We start from the raw sequence: 24,694 nt of genomic DNA, 5'->3' as shown, positions 1-24,694 counted from the left end.
GGTGGGGTGGGGTTCGAGGGGAAAGGGAGCAGGGGTGCCGCCGCGGCTCAGCCGCGCCGACCTCCGCTGATGAACTTGCGCCAGAGGCCCTGCGAGTTGCCTCGGGTGGCGGCGGTTCGGCGCACCTGGTCGACGTAGACGGCGGTGATCAGCACCGCGCCCACCGCGACCTGCTGCCAGAAGGGCTGCACGCCGGTGATGACGAAGCCGTTCTGCAGCACCGCGGGGATGAACAGACCCACGACCGTGCCCATGATCGTTCCGACGCCGCCGAAGAGCGACGTGCCACCGATCACGACGGCGGCGATGACGTTCAGGTTGGTCTGGGTCTGACCCGCGATGGCGGTGGTCGAGAACTGCGACAGCGAGAGGATGCCGCCGAGCCCGGCCAGGGCGCCCGAGATCGTGTAGATCTTGATCAGCTGCGCGTCGACCTTCACACCGACCCGGCGGGCCGCGATCTCGCTCGAGCCGACGGCCAGCGTGTAGAGGCCGAAGCGCGTGTAGTGCAGCACGATGGCGCCGATGATGACGACGACCAGGGCGATCACGCTGATGATCGGGACGCTGCCGAACACGTTGCCGTAGCCGATCGAGACCGTCAGCACGGTGGGCACGTCGCGCACGTCGACGCCGCCGGTGAGGATCTGGGCGAGGCCCAGGGCCATGCCGAGCGAGCCGAGCGTCACGATGAGCGGCGGGATCTTCGCCTTGGCGATGAGGAAGCCGTTCAGCAGCCCCCAGCAGACGCCGCTGAGGATCGAGACGATGATGCCGACGGTGGCGACGCCCCAGCCTTCGCCGCCCAGGGCCCGCATCACGAGCGCCGAGACGACACCCGAGAACACGAGCACCGATCCGACGGAGAGGTCGATGCCGGCGGTGATGATGACGTAGGTCATGCCGACCGCGAGCACGGCGAGGATCGAGGCGTTCTGGATGATGAGGCGGAAGTTCGACCACTGGGCGAACGACTCGGGAGCCAGGATGCTGAAGACGATGATGATGGCCAGCAGTACCAGCAGGATCTGGAACGCCTGCGTGCGCAGGACGGCCTTGATCGGGTTCGTCTTGTGGTTGTCGAAGGTGCCGATGGCCACCGTCTCGGTGGGAGGCGTCTGCGTGCTCACTTCTGGTCGTCCTTCGTGACGGCGCCGGTCATGAGTCCGACGAGTTCTTCCATGGAGGTGTCCGCGGCCTTGATGTTGGCGACGCGGGTACCGAGGCGCAGCACCTGGATGCGGTCGCTGACGTCGATGACGTGCGGCATCGAGTGCGAGATGAAGACCACGGCGATGCCCTTGTCGCGGACGCGCCGGATGGTCTCGAGCACGTTCTTCGTCTGACGCACGCCGAGGGCGGCGGTGGGTTCGTCGAGGAAGACGACGCGCGACGCCCAGTGCACGGCGCGGGCGATCGCGATCGCCTGCCGCTGTCCGCCTGACATCTCACCGACGGGCGAGGTGAGCGAGCGCACGGTGGCGCCGAGCTCGTCGAACGCCGCGCGGGAGGCGACGGCCATGTCCTTCGTCTTCATGAACCCCAGCGCTCCGGCGAGGCCGGGGCGGCGGACCTCGCGGCCCAGGTACATGTTCTGCACCGGGTCGAGGTGCGGGGCGAGCGCGAGGTCCTGGTAGACCGTCTCGATTCCCAGGCCCGAGGCGACCTGGGGGTTCGACATGTCGATCGGGGTGCCGTCGAAGCGGATCTCGCCTTCGTCGGTGGCGAGGTTGCCGGACAGGGCCTTCACGAGCGTCGACTTGCCGGCGCCGTTGTCGCCGATGAGGGCGGTGACCTCTCCGGGGTAGACCTCGAAGTCGACGTTGTGCAGGGCGCGGACGGATCCGAACTGACGCGACAGACCCCGCGCCTGCAGCACGGGCACGGTCGTGGTGGTGCTCATGAGGCAGCTCCTTCGTGGTGGCCGACGCCCCCGGCGGGGGCGTCGGAGACGGTGATGACGAGATCGGCGCGGTGGCGCCCGCGCTCGACGACGAGAGCGTTGGCCTCGTCGACGTCGCGGACCCAGGCGACGGCGTCGTCGTGGGGATGGTCGTGGGACAGGCGGCGTGCGACGAGACGTTCGCGGCGGGTGTCGGCCTCGATGTCGAGGAACCAGACTTCGTCGAGACGGGATGCCACGGCATCCCACCCGAAGTCGTCGTGCAGCAGGTAGTTGCCCTCGGTGATGACGAGGGGGACGTCGGCGGGCACGAGCACCGCCGAGCCGATGGACTCCTCGAGGCCGCGGTCGAAGCGCGGGGCGTAGACGGCGTGGCCGGCGCGGAGGCGATCGAGCAGGGCGACGTAGCCCTCGACGTCGAACGTGTCGGGGGCGCCCTTGCGGTCGCGGCGACCGAGGCGCTCGAGCTCCTCGTTGGCGAGATGGAAGCCGTCCATCCCCACCAGGACCGCGTCGGATCCGAGGGCGGCGAGCAGCGCGTCGCTCACCGTCGACTTGCCCGCGCCGGGGGTGCCCGCCAGTCCCAGCACGCGGCGCTCGCCGGTCGCCGCGAGGTTCCGGGCACGGGCGACGAGGTCGTCGAGGTGCACGGTGACGGCGGCGGCCGTCGCGGCGTTATCCGAGGTGTGGGTCACAGCGGTGTGGTCCTTCCGGGCGACGCCGCACATCGGAGTGCTGCGTCGGTGAAGCGGGTCCGGCGGGAGGCCGCCGGTCGAACTCCGGTTACGGTAAGCCCGTGATGACACCGGTGTCAACACCCGTGATCAATTCGTCATGACACCGAAGTCATCCGCGTGATTCTGTGGTTATCATGGGCCGCGGCGACATCGACGTCGCCCCCGACATCGTGAACCCGAAAGAGCCCCGCCCATGAGCGAATTCTCCGACCGCATCATTCTCGTCACCGGCGCCGGTGGCGGTATCGGCGGCACCACCGTCCGCCACCTCGTCGCCGCCGGTGCGACCGTGCTCGCCGCCGGTCGCACGGCCGACAGCGTCGCCGCCATCGCCGAGGAGACCGGCGCCGAGCCCGTCGTGTTCGACCTCGAGTCGGAGGACGAGATCCGCGCCGCGATCGAGGGACGCGACCTCTACGGCGTCGTCAACTGCGGCGGATGGGGCGGCGAGATCGCCACCCCCATGGAGACCGACATCGACGTGTTCGACAAGGTCATGAGCATCAACGCCCGCGGCTCGCTGCTGGTCACCAAGTACGCCTCGCGCGAGATGATCCGCGTCGGCAAGGGCGGCGCCATCGTCAACGTCTCGAGCCAGGCGAGCCTCGTCGCCCTCACCGGGCACATCTCGTACGGCTCGTCGAAGGCGGCGCTCGACAACATCACGCGCGTCTCCGCCCTCGAGCTGGGCGGCTACGGCATCCGCGTCAACAGCGTCAACCCGACCGTCGTGATGACGCCGATGTCGGCCTGGTACTGGGGGCGTCCCGATATCGAGGGCCCGTTCCTCGACGCGATGCCCCTGCACAAGTGGGCCACCGAAGACGACATCGCGGCCCCCATCGTGTTCCTCGTCAGCGACGGCGCCGGCATGATCTCGGGCGTCTCGCTGCCGATCGACGGCGGCTACTCCAGCCGCTGATCCCGGATGCCACGGGGCGGCGTCGCGGTGGGCGACGCCGTTCCGCGGTCTGTCGTGCGGTGGGCGGTGCGCCGGACTACAGGCCGAGCGTCCGCCGCAGGAAGTTGTTGCGGAAGACGCCGCGGGGGTCGGCCCGATGTGCCGCGGCGGTGAAATCGTCGATCCGGGCGAGGCTCGCCCGCACGGCCTCGCCGGGCATGGTGAACGCCTTTCCCCAGTGCGGACGCACGTCGAACGGCGCGAGGGCGGCCTCGATGTGCGGGAGCACCGCGAGGACCCCGTCGGTGTCGTTGCGCCAGGTGAAGTGGATGGCGATCACGTCGCGCTGATACGCGGGGCTCAGCCACAGTTCGTCGGCGGCGACCGTGCGCAGCTCGGAGACGAGCAACTGCGCGGCGAACGCGGGGGCGATGGCACGCACCGCCGCGAGCGCATCGCGGGCGGAGGCCATCGGCACGAAGTACTCGGACTGGATCTCGTCGCCGTCGCTCGGCAGGGCGTCGGCGCGGAAGTGCGGCAGGCGCGTGTGCCACGGACCCGGTGTGCCGCGCGGAGTGGTGTTGTCGACGGTGCGGATGCGTCCCAGGTGGATGTCGTCGCCGACGGGGCGGCCTCCGAGCGCCTCCACCCAGTCCGGTGCGCCGTCGTCGCTCTTGGCCCACACCAGATCGTGCGCCGGGTCGCCCCACGTCGTGAAGACGCTGACGCTGCGCGAGCCGCCGAACACGCGCTCGGGGTCGCCCACGATGTCGTCCCACGCCACGCCGGTGTACGCCTGCTGCGTCACCGTGTACGACGGTTCGGTCTGCAGCTCGACGGCGGTGATCACGCCGAACGCGCCGATGCCGAGCGCCGCGGCGGCGAACCACTCGTGCGTCTGGTCGATGTGGTGCGTCTGGCCGTCGGCATCCATGACGTCGACCGCGCGAACCGCGCTCGACAGGTTGCCGTTACCGAGACCCGAGCCGTGCGTGCCCGTCGCGGTGGCACCGGCGACCGAGATGTGGGGGAGCGAACCGAGGTTGTGCAGGGCGCGACCCTCGGCCTCGAGCACCGGGGCGAGCTCGGCGAAGGTGACCAGTCCCTCGACGCGCGCGCGGTCCCCGTCGATCTCGATGCGCACGGGCAGCCGCTCGAGCGAGACGAGCACGCCGTCGGTGTCACCCACGTCGTTGAACGTGTGACGCGTCGCCTGCACGCGCACCGCGTCGGCGGAGGTCAGGACCTCGGCGAGCTCGTCGAGGTCACCGGGCAGCAGTGTCTCGGCGGCACGGTAGCGGTGGTTGCCCGACCAGGTGGCGCCGGGGGGTCGTGTCTGCATCAGTGCTCTCCTCGCGTGGATGTCCCTATCCTGCCCCGCACCACCGACATTCGGGTGGGGCGCGTGCGAGTGCGGCGGCGGTGCGGAGGGGAGGGTCGGGGACCAGCGGAGGGTGGATCGGGCGCTGCGGTCCTCCGCTCGTCCCTAACACTCCGCTCGTCCCGCCCCGCGCCGCCTCAGCGCTCAGCCGCCCCGGCTCAGCGCGCCGGGAACAGCGCGGCCTCGAAAACCGCCTCGGCGGCGCCCACCAGCAGGCGGTCCTCGCCGAGCTCCGCAACGGCGAGGCGCAGACCCTCGGCACACGCGGGGATGGTCTGCACCCGCACGGCCGCGTCGAGTCCGGCCAGGTCGCGCGCCGCGAGCACGGCGAGGAACCCGCCCAGCACGATGACTGCCGGGTTCAGCACGTTGGCGGCGTTCGCCAGGGCCGTGGCGAGGATGCGCCGTTGGCGATCCACCTCGGAGACGTCGGGAATGGATGCCAGAGCACGGGCGAGGGCGGCATCGTCGCCGCCGTCGAGCGCCGCGGCGGCGAGCAGGTGGGCCCGGCTCACCTCGTCTTCGAGCACGCCGTCGGCCGCCCGCCGGTCGGCGATGTCGACGATGCCGGGCCGGTTCTGCCCGAATTCTCCCGCGTAGCCTCCCGCTCCGCCGAGGGGGGTGCCCCCGACGATCACGGCGCCGCCGATACCGCTCGCGCCGCCGTTGAGGTAGACGACGTCGTGCGCTCCGCGCGCGGCACCGAACAGATACTCGGCGAGTGCGCCGAGGGCGGCGTCGTTGCCGACGTGGGCGGGGAGGGCCGTGGCATCCGTCACCAACTGCGAGAGCGGGGCGTCGATCCATCCGAGGTGCGGGGCTTCGCGCACGAGTCCGTCGGAGGCCCGCACCGGTCCCGGCACGGCGACGCCCACCCCGGTGATCCGGGCGTCGGCGAGGGGGTCGCGACGCCAGGCCGCCAGCCGCTCGGCGATGATCTCGGCGGTGCGTTCGGGGGTGAGCAGCGCCCGTTGGTCGAGGCGTTCGCGCACGAGGATCGTGCCGTCGAGGGCGATCGCCGCGAGGTCGAGCGCGTCGACCTCGGGGTTGGCCGCCACGGCCACGACGCGGGGGTCGGGGGCGACGATCGGTGAGGGGCGGCCCACGCGACCCTGAGTATCGGACGCCCGCTCGATCACGAGCCCCCCGCGCTGCAGTTCTCCGACGAGGTCGGCGATCGTGGAGCGGTTCAGTCCGGTGGCCTCGGTCAGCGCCGCGCGCGATCGCGGGCCCTCGCGGTGCACGGTTCGCAGCACGAGCGAGAGATTGGCGCGGCGCATGCCGTCGCCCCGAGTGCCCGCGGTGACCATGCGACCACTGTGCCATGCGCCGAGCGCTCGGCCCATGCGCGTCGGTGTCCCGTGCGGGGCCTGCGCCGCTTGCCGTGAAGAGGCGATGTTCCCACCCCGGGCCTAGCTAGCGGTGCCAGGATCGGAGCATGGACCTTTCCGGCATCCCCATCACCACCCTCCAGGGCGAAGAGACGACCTTCGGCGCGCTCACCGACGGCAAGGCGGCGCTCGTGGTCAACGTCGCCTCGCGCTGCGGGCTCGCGGGGCAGTACGAGATCCTCGAGGCGCTGCACAAGCGCTACGCCGAGCGCGGATTCACCGTGATCGGCTTCCCGAGCAACCAGTTCCTGCAGGAGCTCAGCGACAGCGAGAAGATCGAGCAGTACTGCTCGGCGACGTGGGGCGTCACCTTCCCGATGACCGAGAAGGTCAAGGTCAACGGGCGCAGCGCCCACCCCCTGTACAAGGAGCTCACGACGACCCCGGATGCCGAGGGCAAGACCGGTCGCATCTCGTGGAACTTCGAGAAGTTCGTCGTGGCCCCCGACGGCCGCGTGGCGCGCTTCAGCCCGCGCACCCAGCCCGACGACCCCGAGGTCATCGCCGCGATCGAGGGCGCGCTGCCGCGCTGACGTCCTGACGTCCTGACGCGCTGGCGCCGTGACGCGCTGGCGCCGTAACGGCTGGCGTCTTGACGCGCTGGCGCCCTCCCGGAGCCGTGACGCCGAGGGCGGCGTGCCCTGCCTGTCGAGTGTCCAGAACACGCCGTCTCCGCCCGGGGCGGTGCGCCGTGCCCTGGACACTCGACGGGGGATCGCGAACGGGGCACGGGAACGCGGCGGGTCGATGTCGGAGGGCTGCCCTATCCTGACCGGCACCTGACCCGTGAAGGAGTCGCCATGGCCGATGCCGTCGTCCTCGTCTCCGGTGGTGCGGCCGTCTCGCCGTACACCGACCCCGATCACGCTGCCGGCCGCGGCCTGGCCGCGGGCAATACGCTCACCGCGCTGCGCCGACACCTTCTCGATCGGGGCCGGCGGGTGTACACCGCGCCCGCCCGCCTCGGGATCGGCGAGGTGCGGGCCGATGCCGGGTGGCAGGGCTTCGACGACGTGCCCGTTGTGTTGCCCGCCGAGATGACGATCAACTCGGTCGGCACCATCGACGACGCCGGCGTCGCGCTCGCCGCGTTCTTGCACCGGCTCGCCGCCGAGCACGCGGTGACGAGCGTCGACCTCGTGGGGCATTCGATGGGCGGGCTGTTCGCCCGCGCCGCGATCCGCGAGTTGGGCGACGAGGACCCGCGTGCCGAGCGGCTCATCACCCTCGGCACCCCGTGGGACGGCGCGGTGCTCGGCGATGCCGTCGCGGGCGAGATCACGGATGCCGACGCGCACGGCGACCCGTCGACGATGACGATCCTCGCGCAGGCGCGCGCGTACGCCGCGGCGAACTCCGAGGGCGCGGCCGAGCAGGTGTCCCATCGATACCTGCGCGAGTGGAATCGGGCGCAGACGGGAGTGCTCGACGGCATCCCGGTCACCGCGATCGGCGCGGGGTACTTCGCCGCGACGGTCGAGCCGGCGCGGCTCTGGCCGCACGACGGTCTCGTCTCGCTCCGCAGCGGACGCGCCGACGACATCCCCGCCGAGGTGCTTCCCGAGGCGAGGCGTCACGCGTTCCCCGACGACGTGCACAGCATCTTCTTCGCCGATGCGTTCGGGCTGCCGTGGGAGCGCGCGCTGACGTGGGACCCCGCGGTGTTCGCGGTCGTCGACGAGGCCCTGGGAATCTGACCGGAACGCTGGACGCCGTGGCATCCGGGCTATATGTTGTGAGAACCAACAAACCCGCCGTGCGTCACCGCGCACTCGTGCGTCTCCATGCGAAGGAGCAGGAATGCCCACCCCCACCCGCGATGACAAGTTCTCGTTCGGCCTCTGGACCGTCGGCTACAACGGCGCCGACCCGTTCGGCGGCCCGACCCGCCCGGCCCTCGACGTCGTGCACGCCGTCGAGAAGCTCGCCGAACTCGGCGCCTACGGCCTCACCTTCCACGACGACGACCTCTTCGCCTTCGGCTCCACCGACGCCGAGCGCCAGAAGCAGATCGACCGCCTGAAGGGCGCGATGCAGGACACCGGCATCATCACGCCGATGGTCACCACCAACCTGTTCTCGGCCCCCGTCTTCAAGGACGGCGGCTTCACCTCGAACGACCGCGAGGTGCGCCGCTTCGCCCTGCGCAAGGTTCTGCGCAACCTCGACCTCGCCGCCGAACTCGGCGCGAAGACCTTCGTCATGTGGGGCGGCCGCGAGGGCGCCGAATACGACTCGGCGAAAGACATCCGCCAGGCACTCGAGCGCTACCGCGAGGCCGTCAACCTGCTCGGCGACTACGTCACCGACAAGGGCTACGACATCCGCTTCGCGATCGAGCCGAAGCCCAACGAGCCCCGCGGCGACATCCTGCTGCCGACCCTCGGCCACGCGATCGCCTTCATCGACTCGCTCGAGCGTCCCGAGCTCGTGGGCGTCAACCCCGAGGTCGGTCACGAGCAGATGGCGGGCCTGAACTTCTCGGCCGGCATCGCCCAGGCTCTGTACCACGGCAAGCTCTTCCACATCGACCTCAACGGCCAGCGCGGCATCAAGTACGACCAGGACCTCGTCTTCGGCCACGGTGACCTGCACAACGCGTTCGCGCTCGTCGATCTGCTCGAAAACGGTGGCCCCGGCGGCGTTCCCGCCTACGACGGTCCCCGCCACTTCGACTACAAGCCCTCGCGCACCGAAGACGAGACGGGCGTCTGGGACTCGGTCTCGGCCAACATGAACACCTACCTGCTGCTGAAGGAGCGCGCCGCGGCCTTCCGCGCCGACCCCGAGGTGCAGGCGGCGCTCGAGGCATCGAAGGTCCCCGAGCTCGCTCAGCCGACGCTGAACGAGGGCGAGACCTACGACGACTTCCTCGCCGACCGTTCGGCCTACGAGGACTTCGACACCGACGCGTACCTCGGCGGCAAGGGCTTCGGCTTCGTCCGCCTGCAGCAGCTCGCCACCGAGCACCTGCTCGGCGCGCGCTGAACGGCACGGGCCCGGATGCCGCGGCATCCGGGCCCGACGCCCCGCCCGGGTCAGGTCTCGGCGTCGCACCCCGTTGAGTGTCCAGAACACGCCGTTCCGGACCGAGCGGATGCGGCGTTTCTTGGACACTCGACGGGGGAGGCCGCGCCGCCCGTCCGACCCGCCCAACCGTCGCGTCATCATGCCGTTGAGTGTCCAGAACACGCCGTTCCGGACCGAGCGGGTGCGGCGTTTCCTGGACACTCGACCAGGGGAGGCCTGCCCGCCCGGCCGCCCCGCCCGGCGGCGGCGCCGCCCGTCCGACCCGCCCAACCGCCGTGTCATCACCCCGTTGAGTGTCCAGGACACGCCGTTCCGGACCGAGTGGACGCGGCGTTTCCTGGACACTCAGCGGCACCTCGCGGCATCCGCGTCGCGTGTCGAGAGACATCCGGACGCCTTCCGGGAACATCCGGGTGTCGTGGACACTCGACGAGAACACCACACGAACATCCCGCGCCGATGACGGTGCGGACGGCAGAGAGGGTGAGCATGGCGCTCGTCATGGGAGTCGATTCGTCGACGCAGTCGTGCAAGGTCGTCGTCGTCGACGCCGAGACCGGACGCGTGGTGCGCGAGGGGCGCGCGTCGCATCCCTCCGGCACCGCGGTCGATCCCGAGGCGTGGTGGAGCGCGCTCCAGGATGCCATCGCCCAGGCCGGCGGTCTCGACGACGTCGCCGCGGTCTCGATCGCCGGGCAGCAGCACGGAATGGTCGCCCTCGATGCCGAGGGCGGCGTCGTGCGCGACGCCCTGCTGTGGAACGACACCCGCTCGGCCCAGGCGGCGCGCGACCTCATCGACGAGGTCGGCGCCGACGCGTACGCCGAGCGCACGGGCGTGGTGCCGGTCGCCTCGTTCACCGGGACGAAACTGCGATGGCTGCGGGATGCCGAGCCCGACAACGCCGCGCGCGTTGCCGCCGTGGCGCTGCCGCATGACTGGCTCACCTGGCGTCTGCGTGGCTTCGGTCCCGGCAACGCTGTGCTCGACGAGCTCGTCACCGACCGCTCCGACGCCTCGGGCACCGCGTACTGGGGCGCCGACGGGTACGACCTCGAGCTGTTCCGCCGCGCCCTGGGGCACGATGCCGTGCTGCCGCGCGTGCTCGGCCCGTGGGAGAGCGCCGGAACCCTCTCGGGCGGCGCCCTCGTCGGCCCCGGCGCCGGTGACAACGCCGGCGCAGCGCTGGGCCTGGGCGCGGGGGTCGGCGACGTCGTCGTCTCTCTCGGCACTTCGGGCACCGTCTTCGCCGTCGCCGACGCACCCACGCGCGACACCACGGGCACCGTCGCCGGATTCGCGGACGCCACCGGCAAGTTCCTGCCCCTGGTGGCGACGCTGAACGCTGCCCGGGTGCTCGACGCTTTCGCGGGGCTGCTCGGTGTGACGCACGACGAGCTCGGAGCCCTCGCCCTCGAGGCAGCGCCGGGCGCCGACGGCGTCGTGCTCGTGCCGTGGTTCGAGGGGGAGCGCACCCCCAACCTTCCGCGGGCGCAGGCGTCGCTGACGGGGCTGACCCTGGCATCCACGAACCGCGCGAACTTCGCGCGCGCCGCGATCGAGGGCATGCTGAGCGGTCTGGCCGTGGGGCTCGAGGCCATCCAGGCGCAGGGCGTCGACGTGCGGCGCATCCTGCTCATCGGCGGCGCGGCCGCGAACGAGGGTGTCGCGCGGATCGCTGCACAGGTCTTCGACGCCGAGATCGTGGTGCCCGCGGCGGGGGAGTACGTCGCGCTCGGTGCGGCGCGACAGGCCGCGGGTGTGCTCGCGGGCGGACCGGTCGACTGGTCGGTCGCGACGACGCGCGCTGTCGACACCGATCACCGGCCGCAGATTCGCGAACGTTACGACGTCGTCGCAGCGTTGCGTGCGGCAGAGTAGACCTGGGACCGTCGACATCTTGTAAGGGGGATGTCGGCGGTCTCTGCTTTCCGCGGCGGATGGACTCGGTGGACGCGTCGCCGCGGCGGCCGAGGGAGTCTCGCGACGCTACTGTGAGGGACCATGAGCGGCGAGGTCGGGGCGAAGCGCAGCGGCGTGCGCGAGGTCGCGGCTGCCGCGGGCGTGTCGACGCAGACCGTGTCGCGGGTGCTCAACGGCTATCCCGGCATTCGCGCGGCGACGCGGGAGCGCGTGCTCGACGCGGTCGCCGCCCTCGACTACCGGGTGAACAACGCCGCGCGGGCGCTGGGCACGAGCCTCACCCGCACGGTGGGGGTCGTGGCATCCGATGCCGTTCTGCACGGTCCCTCGGCGGGCATCGCGGCGCTCGAGCGGGCCGCGCGGACGCGCGGTCGGTGGATCACGACCGCCTACACCGACTCGGACGACCCCGCCGACATCGACGCCGCCGTGCGGCACCTGCTGGATCAGGGGGTCGACGGGATCGTACTGGTCGCCGCGCACGGAGCCACTCCTCTCGAGGGGTACGACGTGCCGATCGTGCCGCTGTACGGCGAATCCGGGATCCGCCAACGCGATGCGGCCGCCCTCGTCGTGGATCATCTCGCCGACCTCGGACATCGCCGCATCCTCGAGCTCGCGGGCCCGTCGGACTGGCGCGAGGCGCTCGCTCGTACCGCGGGCGTGGCCGACGCCGCCGCCCGCGGGGGGCTCGAGGTCGTCGACCGGGTCGAGGGGGATTGGAGCGCCGCCTCGGGATCCGCCGTGGCCGACGCCGTCGCCGCGCGGGTCGCCGAAGGTGCCACCGCCGTGGCGGCCGCCAACGACCAGATGGCGTTGGGTCTCATCGCCGGTCTCGCCGCGCGGGGCATGCGTGTTCCCGCCGACGTCTCGGTGACCGGGTTCGACGACAACCCGGATGCCGCGTTCTACACGCCCGCGCTCACCACGGTGCGCCTCGACGTCGAGGGTGAGGCCGAGTACGCGGTCGCCGCCGTCCTCGGCGACGCGGCCCCGGCACCCGCGGCCCCCGTGCTCGTGGCGCGGGATTCGGTGACCGCTCCGCGCTGACGGCGGCTTCGCGCGGCGTGGGTCCGGCTTTGAGGTCCCAGCGTAAAGCGGGTGTTCTCGGCAGGACCGTGTGATCTCGGCGCCGTCCTGCGCGGCCTGGACGCCGGGGAGCGGCCCCGGGAACTCAGCGCGACGCGTCGGACAACGGGCCGGCCAACCACCGCTCCACGTCGCTCACGCGGCGCAACCGCACGACGGGCAGGTCTGCGCGCAGAGAGGGGATCCGCTCGCGGTAGATGTTGCGGGTCGAGATCGACCAGCGCACGATGTGCTCGCGATCGGTGAAGAACGTCAGCAGCGACGGCTCGACGTTGCCGTTCCACAGGCGCTCGCGGCGGAGGCGACGGCGCAGTGTCCGCCCGATCACCCGGGGGAGGGTCACGGTCGCGAAGGGAAGGTCGAGCCACACGAGCAGGTCCGCGCGTGCGGTCAGCAACGGACGCGCTTCGGAGTACTGCCATTCCGTGACCCACGCGGTCTGGGCGGACAGCGTTCGGACGTCGTCGAGGAAGTCGGGACGAGGGGCCCATTCCGGACCGTGGAACAGCGCGTCGATCTCGGTGTGAGGGATGCCGAGAACGCGGGCGATCCGTCGCGCCAGCGTGGTCTTGCCGACACCGGAGACCCCCGCCACGACGATGCGTCGAGGTCGCGCGGGGAGCGGGTCGGTGGCGCACAGCATCCGCCCACCGTACGACGTTGCGTGTCTCTCGCGCTCGCTCTTCCCGCTGCGCCCGGGTCGCCGTGCGTCGCTCCCCGCCCCGCCCGCCGCGCCCCGCCGCGCCCCGCCGCCCCGGCGCCCCGCACCGCCCCGCACGGCCGGACGCCCGCCCGCCGAATTACCTCTCGCGCCGCCGCGATGTTACCGGTAACATTACGACGGAAGCCCCACCCGAACGAGTCGAAGGAGACCCCCGCGTGACCGATGCCGCCCCGTTCGCGCCCGAGGTGCAGCAGGCGATCGACGCCGTGCGCGCCGACGTCGCGCAGCTGCACGCCGAACTCGTGCGCTACAACCTGATCGTCTGGACCGGCGGCAACGTCTCGGGCCGCGTCCCCGGCGCCGACCTTTTCGTGATCAAGCCCTCCGGCGTCTCGTACGACGACCTGGCGCCCGAGAACATGATCCTCTGCGACCTCGACGGAAACGCCATCCCCGGTACTCCCGGCAGTGAGCGCAGCCCCTCCAGCGACACCGCGGCCCACGCGTACGTCTACCGGTACATGCCCGAGGTCGGCGGTGTCGTGCACACGCACTCCACCTACGGTGTCGCGTGGGCTGCGCGGGGCGAAGAGATCCCGTGCGTCATCACGGCGATGGCGGATGAGTTCGGCGGTCCCATCCCGGTCGGTCCGTTCGCGATCATCGGCGACGACTCGATCGGGCGCGGCATCGTCGACACCCTGCGGGGGCACCGCTCGCGCGGCGTGATCATGCAGAACCACGGTCCCTTCACGATCGGCACGAACGCGAAGGATGCCGTGAAGGCCGCCGTCATGCTCGAAGACGTCGCCCGCACCGTGCACATCGCGCGCGAAGCGGGCCCGCTGATCCCGATCCCGCAGGACAAGATCGACGCCCTCTACAACCGCTACCAGAACGTCTACGGACAGAGCTCGGACGACCGCCGATGAGCGCCACCATCACCGAAGGCCGGGCCTCCCTCGGCATCGAACTCGGATCCACCCGCATCAAGGCCTGCCTCATCGGCCCCGACGCCGAGGTGCTGGCCACCGGCTCCCACGAGTGGGAGAACGTCTACGCCGACAAGCTGTGGACCTATTCCCTGGATGCCGTGTGGTCGGGCCTGCAGGCCGCCTATGCCGAGCTGGTCGACAGCGTCCGACAGCAGTTCGGTGTCACCCCCGAGCGTTACGCCGCCATGGGTGTCTCGGCGATGATGCACGGCTACCTCGCATTCGACTCGGATGGCGAGCTGCTGGCGCCCTTCCGCACCTGGCGCAACACGAACACGGGCGTCGCGGCGGCCGAGCTCACCGAGCTGCTGGGCGTGAACATCCCGCTGCGCTGGTCGATCGCTCACCTGCACCAGGCCGTCGTCGACGCCGAGCCGCACGTGCCCGAGATCCGCTTCCTCACCACCCTCGCCGGGTACGTGCACTGGAAGCTGACCGGCGAGAAGGTGCTCGGCGTGGGCGATGCCTCGGGCATGTTCCCGATCGACTCCGCCACCCGTGACTACGACGCCGACCTCGTCGCCCGCTACGACTCGGTCGCCGCCGGCCGGGTGCCGGACCTCCGCGACCTGCTCCCGCAGTCGCTCGTGGCCGGAGCCTCCGCGGGCAGCCTCACCGCCGAGGGTGCGGCCCTGCTCGACCCGAGCGGAACCCTGCATCCTGGCATCCCTTTCGCTCCACCCGAGGGCGACGCCGGCACCGGCATGGTCGCCACCGGCTCCGTGGCTCCGCGCACGGGCAACGTCAGCGCGGGAACGAGCATCTTCGCGATGGTCGTGTTGGAGCGTCCGCTCAGCCAGGTGCACCACGAGCTCGACCTCGTCACGACCCCGTCGGGCGACGCCGTCGCGATGGTGCACTGCAACAACGGCGCGAGCGAACTGGCCGCCTGGGCGAACCTCTTCACCGCCTTCGCCGCCGCGGCGGGCACGCCCGTGACCCCGGATGCCACCTACGCGGCGCTCTTCGACGCCGCCCTGTCGGGAGAAGCCGACGCGGGCGGGCTGTTGGCGTACAACCACCTCGCCGGTGAGCCCATCGCGGGCCTCGCCGAGGGGCGACCGCTGGTGGTGCGCACGCCCGACAGCCGCCTGACGCTGCCGAACTTCATGCGCGCGCAGCTCTATGGCGTCTTCGGCACGCTGGCGCTCGGCATGGACGTGCTCCACGGCGAGGGCGTGCAGCTCGATCGCATGTATGCGCATGGCGGCATGTTCCGCACCGCGGGTGTCGCACAGCGCTTCCTCGCGGCGGCGCTCGATGCTCCCGTCGCCGTCGCCGAGACGGCATCCGAGGGCGGCGCGTGGGGCATCGCGGTGCTCGCGGCCTACGTGGTCGACGGCCAGGGCCGCGACCTCGACACGTACCTGCGCGAAGCGATCTTCGCCGACGCGCCGATCGTCACCGCCGAGCCCGACGCCTCCGACGTCGCCGGCTTCTCGACCTACCTCGACCGCTATCGCGCAGGCCTCGCCGTCGAGGCCGCCGCCGTGGCATCCCTCTGATCACCCGAAAAGGAACCGTCATGACCCGCACCCCCCTCAAGAACGACCTCGACGGCTACGAGGTCTGGTTCGTCACCGGTAGCCAGAACCTCTACGGCGAGGAGACGCTGAAGCAGGTCGCCGAACAGTCGCAGGCCGTCGTCGAGGGCCTGAACGGCCTGCCGGTGAAGGTCGTCTGGAAGCCCGTGCTCAAGGACTCCGACAGCATCCGCCGCATGGCGCTCGAGATCAACGGCCGCGACGACGTCATCGGCGTGATCGCGTGGATGCACACGTTCAGCCCCGCCAAGATGTGGATCTCTGGGCTCGACGCCCTGCAGAAGCCGCTGCTGCACCTGCACACGCAGGCGAACGTCGAGCTGCCGTGGAACGACATCGACTTCGACTTCATGAACCTCAACCAGGCCGCTCACGGCGACCGCGAGTTCGGGTACATCCAGACGCGTCTGGGAGTCGCGCGCAAGACGGTCGTCGGCCACGTGTCGAACCCCGTCGTGCGTCAGCAGATCGAAGATTGGGAGCGCGCAGCCGCCGGCTGGACCGCGTCGCGCACCCTCAAGCTCGCCCGCTTCGGTGACAACATGCGCTTCGTCGCCGTCACCGAGGGTGACAAGACCGAGGCCGAGCTGCGCTTCGGCGTGCAGGTCAACACCTGGGGCGTCAACGAACTCGTCGAGGCCGTCGAAAGCGCGTCGGATGCCGAGATCGACGCGCTCGTGCAGGAGTACGTCGACAGCTACGACGTCGCCGAAGAGCTTCTCCCCGGCGCCGCGCGTCACCAGTCGCTGCGTGATGGCGCCGCGATCGAGGTGGGCCTGCGTTCGTTCCTCGAGGAGGGCGGCTTCGGCGCCTTCACCACGTCGTTCGAAGACCTCGGTGCGTTGAAGCAGCTCCCCGGTCTCGCGGTGCAGCGCCTCATGGCCGAGGGCTACGGCTTCGGCGCCGAGGGCGACTGGAAGACGGCGATCCTCGTGCGCGTCGCGAACGTGATGGGCGCCGGCCTCCCCGGCGGCGCGTCGCTCATGGAGGACTACACCTACGACCTCGTTCCCGGGGCCGAGCGCATCCTCGGTGCGCACATGCTCGAGGTCTCGCCCTCGCTCACCACGGCCAAGCCGCGCCTCGAGATCCACGAGCTGGGCATCGGCGGCAAGGACGACCCGGTGCGCCTGGTCTTCACCGCCGACCCCGGCCCCGCGCTCGTCGTCGCCCTCAGCGACATGCGCGATCGGTTCCGCCTGACCGCCAACGTCGTCGAGAACGTCGAGGCGCCCGACCTGCCGAAGCTCCCCGTCGGCCGCGCCGTGTGGAAGCCCGCGCCCGACTTCGCGACGTCGGCCTCGTGCTGGCTGGCCGCGGGTGCCGCGCACCACACCGTCATGACGACGGCGGTGGGCATCGAGGTGTTCCGCGACTTCGCCGAGATCGCCAAGACCGAGCTCGTCGTCATCGACGAGGACACCACGGTCCGCGGTTTCCAGAGTGAGCTGCGCTGGAACCAGGCGTACTACCGCCTGGCCCAGGGCCTGTAGGACCCGCCGTCCCCGGATCCTTCGAGATCCGGGGACGGTGCTGGATGCACGCGTCCCGTTCGCTCGGGGCGCGGCCCGTGCGCTGAGGTGTCCGACGGACGCCCCGATGCACGGATGGTGCCCCGGTACCGTCGCAGCGGTGGGCTGCGGAGGTACCGGGGCATTTCCTCTCCGATGACCGCTGTCGTCCGCGTGCTCGCTGCGGTGGCGCACGTCGGCACCGGGACCCGTCCGGGGAATAGTCGTTGAGCGTGGGTGGTTTCCCCCGGTTCACCTCAACCCGATGGGAACCCCCGTTTTGACAGACTCCTCACACGCCCTCGTCGTCGGCGCCACCGGTATCGCCGGGAGCGCCCTCCTCGACCGTCTGGTCGACGACGGCTGGGAGGTGACGGCACTGTCGCGTCGGCCCGGAGCGGCGCGAACGGGAGTGACGTGGCGGTCCGCCGATCTGCGCTCGCCGACCGCGCTGACCGACGCGCTGCGAGGCGTTCCGGTCACGCACGTGTTCTTCACCGCGTGGTCGCGGCAGGACACCGAGGCCGAGAACATCGCCGTCAACGGGGGAATGGTGCGCGACCTGCTCGCGGCGCTCACCGACGCCCCGGTACGCCACGTCGCGCTGATGACCGGGTTGAAGCACTACCTCGGCCCCTTCGAGGCCTACGGCCAGGGGGACATGCCCGACACCCCGTTCCACGAGGACGAGCCGCGCCTCGACGTCGACAACTTCTACTACGCGCAAGAAGACGAGGTCTTCGCGGCCGCGCATCGTGAAGGATTCACCTGGTCGGTGCACCGCTCGCACACCGTTTTGGGGCACGCGGTCGGCAACGCGATGAACATGGGCCTCACGATCGCCGTCGCGGCCGCGATCAGTCGCCACACCGGTCGACCGTTCATCTTCCCCGGCAGCGAGACGCAGTGGAACGGGCTGACCGACGTGACCGATGCGGATCTGTTGGCGAATCAGATGGTGTGGGCGGCCACCCATCCCGAGGGCGCGGACGAGGCGTTCAACACGGCGAACGGCGACGTGTTCCGCTGGCGCTGGATGTGGCCGCGGATCGCCGCCGACCTCGGAGTCGAGGCCGAAGGCTTCGACACCGCTCCCCGCCCCTTCGAGCAGCAGATGGCTGACGCGGCACCCCTGTGGGCCGAGATCGTGGAGCAGTACGGCCTGATCGAGTCCGACCTCACGCGGGTCGCCTCGTGGTGGCACACCGACGCCGATCTGGGGCGGGACATCGAGGTGATGACCGACATGTCGAAGAGTCGTCTCGCGGGCTTCACCGAGCATCACCGCACGCGGGACTCCTTCACGCGGCTCTTCGAGCGGTACCGCGCGGCGCGTCTCATTCCCTGAGCGGGGCGCCGCCGGCCCGTCGGCGCCGGGGCGTCACAGTCGCTGCCCCAGTGCCCACAGCCGATCCGCTCGCCCCGAGATCGCCTCCGACAGCGCGAATGCCTGCGAATCGGTGAGGGATGCCACGTAATCGACGATTCCGCGGGAGCGCGCGAGCGTCTCGGCATCGGCATCCGAGGGGCGGCGATCGGCGGGGAGCTGCGCGTACTGCTCGTGCGCGAGGGCGATGAGTTCGCGCAGGCGCCGCGGCGTGCGCGCGCGGTCGAGGTCGTCGTCGAGCCACTCGCCGAGGGCGCGCACCGAGCGGGCGAGGATGCGGCTCATCCCCCGCTGCTGGATCGCCAGGTCGGGTCGGCTGAGCACGAACCGCTTGTGCACGAACTTCAGCACCTCGACGTGGTGCCAGGCCCACGGCGACAGCACGACGGGACCGGCCCGCGGGGTGTCGAGCGGGCGTAGCTGCGCCGACTCCTGGAACCGGCGGATCCACCGGTCGGTGAACGAGGCCAGGCGACGCTCGGCCGTCAACGACCCATCGAACGGGCGGGCGAGCAGGTCGGTGACCATCTCGGCATCCACGTCGCTGACCGCGGCGAGGAAGGCTTCATCGTCGGCGATCCACGGGTCGTCACGGCGCATCTTGCGGCGCAGCCGCTCCAGCCCCGCACCGGGGGCGAGCTCGGCGCGAACCTCGGCGTCGTCGCGGGAGCGCCACTCGAGCACGTCGTCGAGCCAGCCGCGGAACTCCGCCGCGATGGGGGCGTGGTCGAGGATCCCCGCGCGGTAGAAGTCGTCGACGTCGTGCACCGAGTACGCGATGTCGTCGGCCAGGTCCATCACGGCGCCCTCGATGCTCTGGCGCAGGGGCTCGGCATCCACTCCCCGACGCGCTTCGACGAGGTCGTCGAGATCGAGGTCGTAGGCCGAGTACTTGTGCACGCGGTACGCGCCGTCGGAGGAGCGACGGATGCCGCGGGGCGGGCCGATCCGCTCGATGTCGGCGGCGTCGACCGTTGGCGCCCAGGGGTACTTCGCCGAGGCGGAACGCACCGCCGCGGTGAGGTTGAGTCCGCGGGGCGCGTTCTCGACGACGTCGAGGGCGGTGAGGATGCGATAGGTCTGCGCATTGCCCTCGAAGCCGTCGGCGAGGCCGAGCTCGGTGCGGGCGATGCGGTCGAGCGTCGACTCGCCGAGGTGTCCGAACGGCGGGTGCCCGAGGTCGTGCGCGTAGGCCGCGGCCTCGACGACCGTGGCGTTGCAGACGTCGCCTTCGCCCGCTCGGCGCGACCGGGTGTTCAGCTGCAGGGCCACCACGCGGGCGATCGCGCTGACCTTGAGCGTGTGCGTGAGGCGGTTGTGAACGGGGGCGCCGCCGATCGACGGTGACACCACCTGGGTCACGGCCGAGAGGCGTGAGAAGTACGGCGAGAACTGGATGCGCTCCAGATCGATCGACCACGGGTCGGCGCGGGCGTCGTCGTGATCGGGGTGGACCCGCGAGGCCGGGTTGCCCACGACCGTGTCGGGGTGCGTCGGGGCGGTGGCGAGCGCGTCCGCGGCCGGGGGAGGGGTCTCGTCGTGCAGGGTCATCCGGTCCTCTCGCGGCGTCGGCGGCGTGGGTCAACGCTAACGCGGATGCGCGGCCCGCTCGCCGCCGCGCGTCGCTCCGCTCGCGTCGCGTGCCTCCCTCTTTTCGTTGAGTGTCCAGGACACGCCGCTCGTGCCCCTCGTCGCGCGGCGTGTCCTGGACACTCGACGGGCTCGGAAGACCCCGCCGCCCCGGACGCTCGGCGGGCTCGCGAGCCCCCGCCGCCCCCCGTCGAGTGTCCAAGACACGCCGCTCGCGCCCCTCGTCACGTGGCGTGTCCTGGACACTCAACGGGCTCGCAAGACCCCGCCGCCCCCGACACCCGGCGGGCTCGCRAGCCCTCGCCGCCCCCCTGTTGAGTGTCCRARACACGCCGCTCGYGCCCCTCSTCRCGCGGCGTGTCCTGGACACTCAACAGGCTCCACACCAACCCAGGGCGCCGCGCCGCCCTCAGCCCCGGCGCACCTCCACGTCGACCACGCGGGCGTCGTCGACGCTCAGCTCGTACGTCGGGCCGGTGATGCGCAGCGCAGCGACGGCGTCGAACGCGGCGCACGACGGGCCCAGGCGCAGCTCGACCTCGCCGGGCTCGACCACTCGGCGCAGCGCCCGGTCGCTGTAGGCCAGCCGCGACGCGGGCACGGTGAAGCGCACCTCGGCGCTCTCGCCGGGTTCGAGCTCCACGCGGGCGTAGGCCACGAGCTGCGCGACGGGGCGGGTGACGCTGGCCACGGCGCGATGCGCATACACCTGCACGACGTCGGCCCCCCGCACCCGCCCGGTGTTCGTCACCCGAGCGCTGATGCGGAACGCGTCGCCCGCGCGCACCTCGGCGGCGGTCCCGGATGCCGTGACCCCGGCCGGTGCCGTATCGACCCGCAACTCGTCGCGCTCGAACGACGTGTACGACAGTCCGAAGCCGAACGGCCGCACGGGCGTCGGATCGGTGCTCGTCACGCCCGAGGGGCCGCCGAGGATCGGGTGCAGGTACGAGTAGGGCTGAGAGCCTGCCGAGCGGGGGAGCGAGACGGGCAGGCGCCCCGAGGGAGTGGCATCCCCCGACAGGAGCGAGGCGAGCGCGGGGCCGCCCTCTTCGCCCGGGAAGAACGCCTGCAGCACCGCGGCGGGGCCGTCGACGGTGTCGAGCGCCCATCCGATCGCATACGGGCGGCCGGTCAGCAGCACGAGCACGACAGGGGTGCCGGTGGCGACGACGGCGTCGACGAGCTGGCGTTGCACACCGGGGAGCTCGAGCGAGTCGGCGTCGTTGCCCTCGCCGACCGTGCCGCGGCCGAAGAGCCCGGCGCGGTCGCCGACCACGACGATCGCGACGTCGGCGCCGCGTGCGACCTCGGCGGCGGCGTCGAAGCCCGAGGTGTCGGAGCCCTCGACCGCGCAGCCCTCGGCGTACGCGACCTCGCCGAAGCGCGCGTCCACGGCCTCGCGCACGGTGGGGATCTCGAACCCCATCGGAAAGCCCGGGTGATGCGCGAGCACGTGGTTCGCGAACGAGTAGCAGCCCATCAGAGCCTCGGCGCTGTCGGCGTTCGGCCCGATCAGGGCGATGCGACCGGGGGTGGCGAACGGCAGCACGCCGTCGTTGCGCAGCAGCACGACCGACTCCTCGGCGATGCGGCGGGCCAGCGCCCGGTGCTCGGTGTCGTCGAGGTCGACCGCGGTCGGAACGTCGTCGAAGTCGGCATCCAACAGCCCGAGGTCTTCCTTCTCCGCGAGCACGCGGGCGACGGCGCGGTCGATCACGGCCTCGGGCAGGGCGCCGGATGCCACGCGCTCGGCCAGGTGCGGATACGCGTCGGGCCCCGGGAGCTCGACGTCGATCCCCGCCTCCAGCGCCAGCTGCGCCGCCTCGCCGAGCGACCCGGCGACACCGTGCATCGAGCGCAGGAACTCGACGGCGAAGTAGTCCGAGACGACGGTGCCGTCGAAACCCCACCGGCGGCGCAGGAGGTCGGTCAGCAGCTCGGGTGACGAGGCGACGGGGACCCCGTCGATCTCGGTGTACGAATTCATCACCGAGCGCACCCCGCCGTCGCGCACGGCCATCTCGAACGGCGGAAGGAAGACGTCCTGCAGCTCGCGCTGACCGGCGTGCACGGGCGCGTGATTGCGACCGGCGCGCGAGGCGGAGTAGCCGACGAAGTGCTTGAGGGTCGCGTGCACGCCCGCGCCCTGCAGGCCCCGGACGTACGCGGTGCCGATCGTGCCGACGACGTAGGGGTCTTCGGCGATGCACTCGTCGACGCGGCCCCAGCGGGCGTCGCGCACCACGTCGAGCACGGGCGCGAGGCCCTGGTGCACCCCGAGTTCGCGCATCGAGCGACCGATGGCGGATGCCATGAGCTCCACGGCATCCGGATCGAACGACGCGCCCCAGGCGAGCGGGGTCGGGAAGGTCGCCGCCTGCCAGGCCGCGAAGCCCGTCAGGCATTCCTCGTGCACCAGGGCGGGAATGCCCAGGCGCGTCTCGGTCCTCAGTCGCCGCTGCTCGCCCCACAACCAGACGGCGCGTTCGATCGGATCGACCGGCCGGGTGCCGTACACGCGGGTGAGGTGGCCGAGGCCGTGCACGGTGGCGTCGGTGTACGCGGCCGAGGTGACCTTCTCGCCCGAGAGGGGGGCGACGACCTCGTCGCCCTGGTCTACCCAGTAGCCCACGAGCTGCGCGAGCTTCTCGTCGAGGGTCATGTCGGCCACGAGAGCCTGCACCCGGGGCGAGAAGCCCGCCGCCAGGGCAACGCCGACGTCGGTGTTGTGGATGGTCATGGCGGGGTCAGCCCTTCACGGCGCCGGTGAGACCGCCGACGATCCGTCGCTCGAACACGCTGAAGAACAGCAGAGCGGGGATCATCGACAGCGAGGTGAACGCGAGCACGCGCGCGGTGTCGACGGAGTACTGCGAGGCGAAGGCCTGCGTGCCGAGGGGCAGCGTGTACGCGGCCTCGTTGTTGAGGATGAACAGCGGAAGCATGTACGAGTTCCAGCTGTTGACGAACGCCAGGATGCCGACCGTCACCACCGCGGGGACCGCGAGCGGCAGCACCATGCGCCAGAAGAAGCCCAGGCGGCCGAGGCCGTCGATCGAGGAGGCCTCCTGCAGTTCGGCGGGGATCGCGGCGAGGAACGGCGACAGGATGATGATCGTCAGCGGCAGCGCGAAGGCGATCTGCGGCACGATGACGCCCGCGAGCGAGTTCATCAGGCCGAGGTTGCGCACCAGGATGTACAGGGGCGTGATGGCGACGGTCATCGGGAACATGAGCCCGGCGGTGAACAGGGCGTAGACGGCCCCGCGCCCGCGGAAGCGGTAACGGGCGAGGGCGTAGGCCGCCATCAGGCCGAGGGCCACGACGAACAGCGTCGTCGCGATCGCGGCGATGGCGGAGTTGCCGACCTGCCCCCAGAAGATGCCGCTGGTGAGGACGTCGGAGTAGTTCTCCCAGTTCCATCGGGTGGGAAAGCCCGAGGGGTCGACCGTGATCTCGGCGTTCGAGCGGAACCCGCCCAGAATGATGAACACCACGGGCGCGAGCATCATGCCGATCAGCAGCAGGGCGACGAACCCGACGATCACCGAGGTGCCGCGGCTCGATCCGACGGGGGCTCGACGCGGGGTCCTGCTTCCGCGCGGGGTGACGAGGGTGGCGGTGGCGGTCACTTGGTGCCTCCGGTGAGGGCGCCGGCCGTGTCACGACGGAGCACGAAGCGCTGGTAGATGAGGGCGACCGCGAGCGAGATGAGGAACATCACCACGGCCACGGCGCTGCCGTACCCGAAGCTGCCGGCGTTGCGGCCGTTGGCGACCATGTACGTGGCCATGGTCGAGGTGCCCGCTGTCGAGGCGACGTACTGGCCCCAGATGATCCAGACGAGGTCGAACAGCTGCAGCGAGCCGATGATCGACAGGAACGCCCAGATGCGGATGGTCGGGCCCATGAGGGGCAGCACGATGTAGCGCTGGATCTGCCAGTACGAGGCGCCGTCGATGGCGGCGGCCTCGCTGAGCTCCTCGGGAATGCCCTGGAGCCCGGCGAGGAAGAGGATCACCGCGAAGCCGATGTACTTCCACGTGATGATGATGAGCAGCGTCCAGATCGCGAGCGCCGGATCCGAGATCCAGTCGGCGCGGAGGGCGCCGAGGCCGATCTTGTCCAGCGCCCCGTTGAGCGCGCCGCCCGACTGCAGCATGAGGCCCCACCCGAGGCCGACGACGACCTCGGAGATGACGTACGGGACGAAGATCAGCACGCGGATGAGCGACTGGCCGCGCATCTTGCGGTTCAGCAGCAGGGCCAGGCCGAGCGCGAGCGGTCCCTGCAGCACCAGCGAGCCGACGACGATGAACGCGTTGTGACCGAGCGCCTCGTGGAAGGCGGGGTCGGTGAGGATCGTGACGTAGTTCCGGATGCCGACGAAGTCGACGGGGGTGCCGAAGCCCGACCATTTGTAGAAGCCGTAATAGGCGGCCAGGGCCACGGGCAGGATGACGAACGACACGAAGACCACGAGGGCGGGGCCCAGGAGGATCGCGAGTTCGCCGCGGATGCGCCAATTCTCGAGTCGGCGCCGCGCGGGCGGACGCCCGGCCGAGGGGACGCGGTGAGCGCCCTCCCCGGCCGGGCGGCGAGACCCGGCGTCGGTCGCCGAGGTGGCGAGCTGGGTGGTCATGGC

At 71.2% G+C, this 24,694-nt stretch carries 20 protein-coding genes; 10 read left to right on the top strand and 10 right to left on the bottom strand.

Features of this window, described 5'->3' with window-relative positions:
• Positions 1 to 47: 47 nt before the first annotated feature.
• Genes ASF96_RS11260 through ASF96_RS11250 form a run of 3 tightly spaced genes read right to left on the bottom strand, consistent with a single transcriptional unit; the run spans position 48 to position 2,598 of the window.
• The gene (locus ASF96_RS11260) at positions 48 to 1,130 is read right to left on the bottom strand and encodes an ABC transporter permease (RefSeq protein WP_055839353.1); all 1,083 of its coding nucleotides are present in this window, start codon (positions 1,128 to 1,130) and stop codon (positions 48 to 50) included.
• Positions 1,127 to 1,903 carry an ATP-binding cassette domain-containing protein gene (locus ASF96_RS11255; RefSeq protein ID WP_055939186.1) on the bottom strand — a complete coding sequence of 259 codons (777 nt, stop codon included), beginning with the start codon at positions 1,901 to 1,903 and terminating at the stop codon, positions 1,127 to 1,129. Before ASF96_RS11255 ends, ASF96_RS11260 begins: the two co-directional genes overlap by 4 nt.
• Entirely contained in the window at positions 1,900 to 2,598 is a 699-nt protein-coding gene (locus ASF96_RS11250; RefSeq protein ID WP_235560586.1) for a nucleoside/nucleotide kinase family protein, read from the bottom strand. Before ASF96_RS11250 ends, ASF96_RS11255 begins: the two co-directional genes overlap by 4 nt.
• A 235-nt stretch (positions 2,599 to 2,833) precedes the next feature.
• On the opposite strand from ASF96_RS11250, the gene ASF96_RS11245 reads away from it, so the two are divergent.
• Positions 2,834 to 3,562 (top strand): SDR family oxidoreductase, encoded by a 729-nt coding sequence (locus ASF96_RS11245; RefSeq protein WP_055939184.1) that lies wholly within the window; start codon positions 2,834 to 2,836, stop codon positions 3,560 to 3,562.
• A 76-nt stretch (positions 3,563 to 3,638) separates the two neighbouring features.
• Here ASF96_RS11245 and ASF96_RS11240 read toward each other — a convergent pair whose 3' ends face one another.
• Together ASF96_RS11240 and ASF96_RS11235 are read right to left on the bottom strand one after the other, a co-directional pair.
• Positions 3,639 to 4,883, bottom strand: a complete 1,245-nt coding sequence (locus ASF96_RS11240) for a D-arabinono-1,4-lactone oxidase (protein ID WP_055939182.1) — start codon at positions 4,881 to 4,883, stop codon at positions 3,639 to 3,641.
• A 197-nt stretch (positions 4,884 to 5,080) separates the two neighbouring features.
• Positions 5,081 to 6,232: an ROK family transcriptional regulator gene (locus tag ASF96_RS11235; protein WP_055939179.1), complete on the bottom strand. Its 1,152-nt coding sequence runs from the start codon at positions 6,230 to 6,232 to the stop codon at positions 5,081 to 5,083.
• A gap of 128 nt (positions 6,233 to 6,360) precedes the next feature.
• Here ASF96_RS11235 and ASF96_RS11230 point away from each other — a divergent pair, with 128 nt between their 5' ends.
• The 5 genes from ASF96_RS11230 to ASF96_RS11210 all read left to right on the top strand — a co-directional run bounded on the left by ASF96_RS11230 (position 6,361) and on the right by ASF96_RS11210 (position 12,316).
• Entirely contained in the window at positions 6,361 to 6,846 is a 486-nt protein-coding gene (locus ASF96_RS11230; protein ID WP_055839341.1) for a glutathione peroxidase, read from the top strand.
• A 267-nt stretch (positions 6,847 to 7,113) separates the two neighbouring features.
• Positions 7,114 to 8,010 carry a lipase family alpha/beta hydrolase gene (locus tag ASF96_RS11225; protein ID WP_055939175.1) on the top strand — a complete coding sequence of 299 codons (897 nt, stop codon included), beginning with the start codon at positions 7,114 to 7,116 and terminating at the stop codon, positions 8,008 to 8,010.
• Between the two features lie 103 nt (positions 8,011 to 8,113).
• Positions 8,114 to 9,301, top strand: a complete 1,188-nt coding sequence (xylA, locus tag ASF96_RS11220) for a xylose isomerase (protein ID WP_055939172.1) — start codon at positions 8,114 to 8,116, stop codon at positions 9,299 to 9,301.
• A 531-nt stretch (positions 9,302 to 9,832) separates the two neighbouring features.
• Positions 9,833 to 11,224, top strand: a complete 1,392-nt coding sequence (xylB, locus tag ASF96_RS11215; protein ID WP_055939169.1) for a xylulokinase — start codon at positions 9,833 to 9,835, stop codon at positions 11,222 to 11,224.
• Between the two features lie 123 nt (positions 11,225 to 11,347).
• A complete protein-coding gene (locus ASF96_RS11210; protein ID WP_055939166.1) occupies positions 11,348 to 12,316 on the top strand; it encodes a LacI family DNA-binding transcriptional regulator in 969 nt (322 codons plus the stop codon).
• 124 nt (positions 12,317 to 12,440) lie between these two features.
• On the opposite strand, the gene ASF96_RS11205 is transcribed toward ASF96_RS11210, so the two are convergent.
• On the bottom strand, positions 12,441 to 12,998 hold the full coding sequence (locus tag ASF96_RS11205) for an AAA family ATPase (protein ID WP_200934096.1): 558 nt from the start codon (positions 12,996 to 12,998) through the stop codon (positions 12,441 to 12,443).
• Positions 12,999 to 13,234: 236 nt separating this feature from the next.
• On the opposite strand from ASF96_RS11205, the gene ASF96_RS11200 reads away from it, so the two are divergent.
• The 4 genes from ASF96_RS11200 to ASF96_RS11185 all read left to right on the top strand — a co-directional run bounded on the left by ASF96_RS11200 (position 13,235) and on the right by ASF96_RS11185 (position 18,417).
• Positions 13,235 to 13,951: an L-ribulose-5-phosphate 4-epimerase gene (locus ASF96_RS11200; RefSeq protein ID WP_055939163.1), complete on the top strand. Its 717-nt coding sequence runs from the start codon at positions 13,235 to 13,237 to the stop codon at positions 13,949 to 13,951.
• Complete coding sequence (locus ASF96_RS11195) at positions 13,948 to 15,519, top strand: xylulokinase (RefSeq protein WP_055939160.1); 1,572 nt, start codon at positions 13,948 to 13,950, stop codon at positions 15,517 to 15,519. Before ASF96_RS11200 ends, ASF96_RS11195 begins: the two co-directional genes overlap by 4 nt.
• Positions 15,520 to 15,539: 20 nt before the next feature.
• The gene (araA, locus tag ASF96_RS11190; protein ID WP_055939158.1) at positions 15,540 to 17,051 is read left to right on the top strand and encodes an L-arabinose isomerase; all 1,512 of its coding nucleotides are present in this window, start codon (positions 15,540 to 15,542) and stop codon (positions 17,049 to 17,051) included.
• A 283-nt stretch (positions 17,052 to 17,334) separates the two neighbouring features.
• Complete coding sequence (locus ASF96_RS11185; RefSeq protein ID WP_055939155.1) at positions 17,335 to 18,417, top strand: SDR family oxidoreductase; 1,083 nt, start codon at positions 17,335 to 17,337, stop codon at positions 18,415 to 18,417.
• Positions 18,418 to 18,450: 33 nt separating this feature from the next.
• Here ASF96_RS11185 and ASF96_RS11180 read toward each other — a convergent pair whose 3' ends face one another.
• The 4 genes from ASF96_RS11180 to ASF96_RS11165 all read right to left on the bottom strand — a co-directional run bounded on the left by ASF96_RS11180 (position 18,451) and on the right by ASF96_RS11165 (position 24,691).
• Complete coding sequence (locus ASF96_RS11180; RefSeq protein WP_055939150.1) at positions 18,451 to 20,007, bottom strand: deoxyguanosinetriphosphate triphosphohydrolase family protein; 1,557 nt, start codon at positions 20,005 to 20,007, stop codon at positions 18,451 to 18,453.
• Positions 20,008 to 20,455: 448 nt separating this feature from the next.
• Complete coding sequence (locus ASF96_RS11175; RefSeq protein WP_055939148.1) at positions 20,456 to 22,789, bottom strand: glycoside hydrolase family 3 N-terminal domain-containing protein; 2,334 nt, start codon at positions 22,787 to 22,789, stop codon at positions 20,456 to 20,458.
• 7 nt (positions 22,790 to 22,796) lie between these two features.
• Positions 22,797 to 23,681, bottom strand: coding sequence for a carbohydrate ABC transporter permease (locus tag ASF96_RS11170; protein ID WP_055839302.1), 885 nt, complete (start codon positions 23,679 to 23,681; stop codon positions 22,797 to 22,799).
• Positions 23,678 to 24,691 carry a carbohydrate ABC transporter permease gene (locus ASF96_RS11165; RefSeq protein ID WP_055939145.1) on the bottom strand — a complete coding sequence of 338 codons (1,014 nt, stop codon included), beginning with the start codon at positions 24,689 to 24,691 and terminating at the stop codon, positions 23,678 to 23,680. Before ASF96_RS11165 ends, ASF96_RS11170 begins: the two co-directional genes overlap by 4 nt.
• Positions 24,692 to 24,694: the final 3 nt, after the last annotated feature.

It is taken from the genome of Microbacterium sp. Leaf179 (assembly GCF_001423785.1).
GTDB lineage: Bacteria > Actinomycetota > Actinomycetes > Actinomycetales > Microbacteriaceae > Microbacterium.
The sequence above is the reverse complement of the archived record's forward strand: the minus strand, read 5'-3'. Positions and strand labels throughout refer to the sequence as shown.

Bases quoted from the DNA above. Each gene is read 5' to 3' on its own strand.
- araA (WP_055939158.1), top strand. From the start codon at position 15,540: ATGACCCGCACCCCCCTCAAGAACGACCTCGACGGCTACGAGGTCTGG.
- ASF96_RS11175 (WP_055939148.1), bottom strand. From the start codon at position 22,789: ATGACCATCCACAACACCGACGTCGGCGTTGCCCTGGCGGCGGGCTTC.
- ASF96_RS11195 (WP_055939160.1), top strand. From the start codon at position 13,948: ATGAGCGCCACCATCACCGAAGGCCGGGCCTCCCTCGGCATCGAACTC.
- ASF96_RS11235 (WP_055939179.1), bottom strand. From the start codon at position 6,232: ATGGTCACCGCGGGCACTCGGGGCGACGGCATGCGCCGCGCCAATCTC.
- ASF96_RS11245 (WP_055939184.1), top strand. From the start codon at position 2,834: ATGAGCGAATTCTCCGACCGCATCATTCTCGTCACCGGCGCCGGTGGC.
- ASF96_RS11225 (WP_055939175.1), top strand. From the start codon at position 7,114: ATGGCCGATGCCGTCGTCCTCGTCTCCGGTGGTGCGGCCGTCTCGCCG.
- ASF96_RS11205 (WP_200934096.1), bottom strand. From the start codon at position 12,998: ATGCTGTGCGCCACCGACCCGCTCCCCGCGCGACCTCGACGCATCGTC.
- xylA (WP_055939172.1), top strand. From the start codon at position 8,114: ATGCCCACCCCCACCCGCGATGACAAGTTCTCGTTCGGCCTCTGGACC.
- ASF96_RS11230 (WP_055839341.1), top strand. From the start codon at position 6,361: ATGGACCTTTCCGGCATCCCCATCACCACCCTCCAGGGCGAAGAGACG.
- ASF96_RS11165 (WP_055939145.1), bottom strand. From the start codon at position 24,691: ATGACCACCCAGCTCGCCACCTCGGCGACCGACGCCGGGTCTCGCCGC.
- ASF96_RS11185 (WP_055939155.1), top strand. From the start codon at position 17,335: ATGGGAACCCCCGTTTTGACAGACTCCTCACACGCCCTCGTCGTCGGC.
- ASF96_RS11240 (WP_055939182.1), bottom strand. From the start codon at position 4,883: ATGCAGACACGACCCCCCGGCGCCACCTGGTCGGGCAACCACCGCTAC.
- ASF96_RS11210 (WP_055939166.1), top strand. From the start codon at position 11,348: ATGAGCGGCGAGGTCGGGGCGAAGCGCAGCGGCGTGCGCGAGGTCGCG.
- ASF96_RS11255 (WP_055939186.1), bottom strand. From the start codon at position 1,903: ATGAGCACCACCACGACCGTGCCCGTGCTGCAGGCGCGGGGTCTGTCG.
- xylB (WP_055939169.1), top strand. From the start codon at position 9,833: ATGGCGCTCGTCATGGGAGTCGATTCGTCGACGCAGTCGTGCAAGGTC.
- ASF96_RS11180 (WP_055939150.1), bottom strand. From the start codon at position 20,007: ATGACCCTGCACGACGAGACCCCTCCCCCGGCCGCGGACGCGCTCGCC.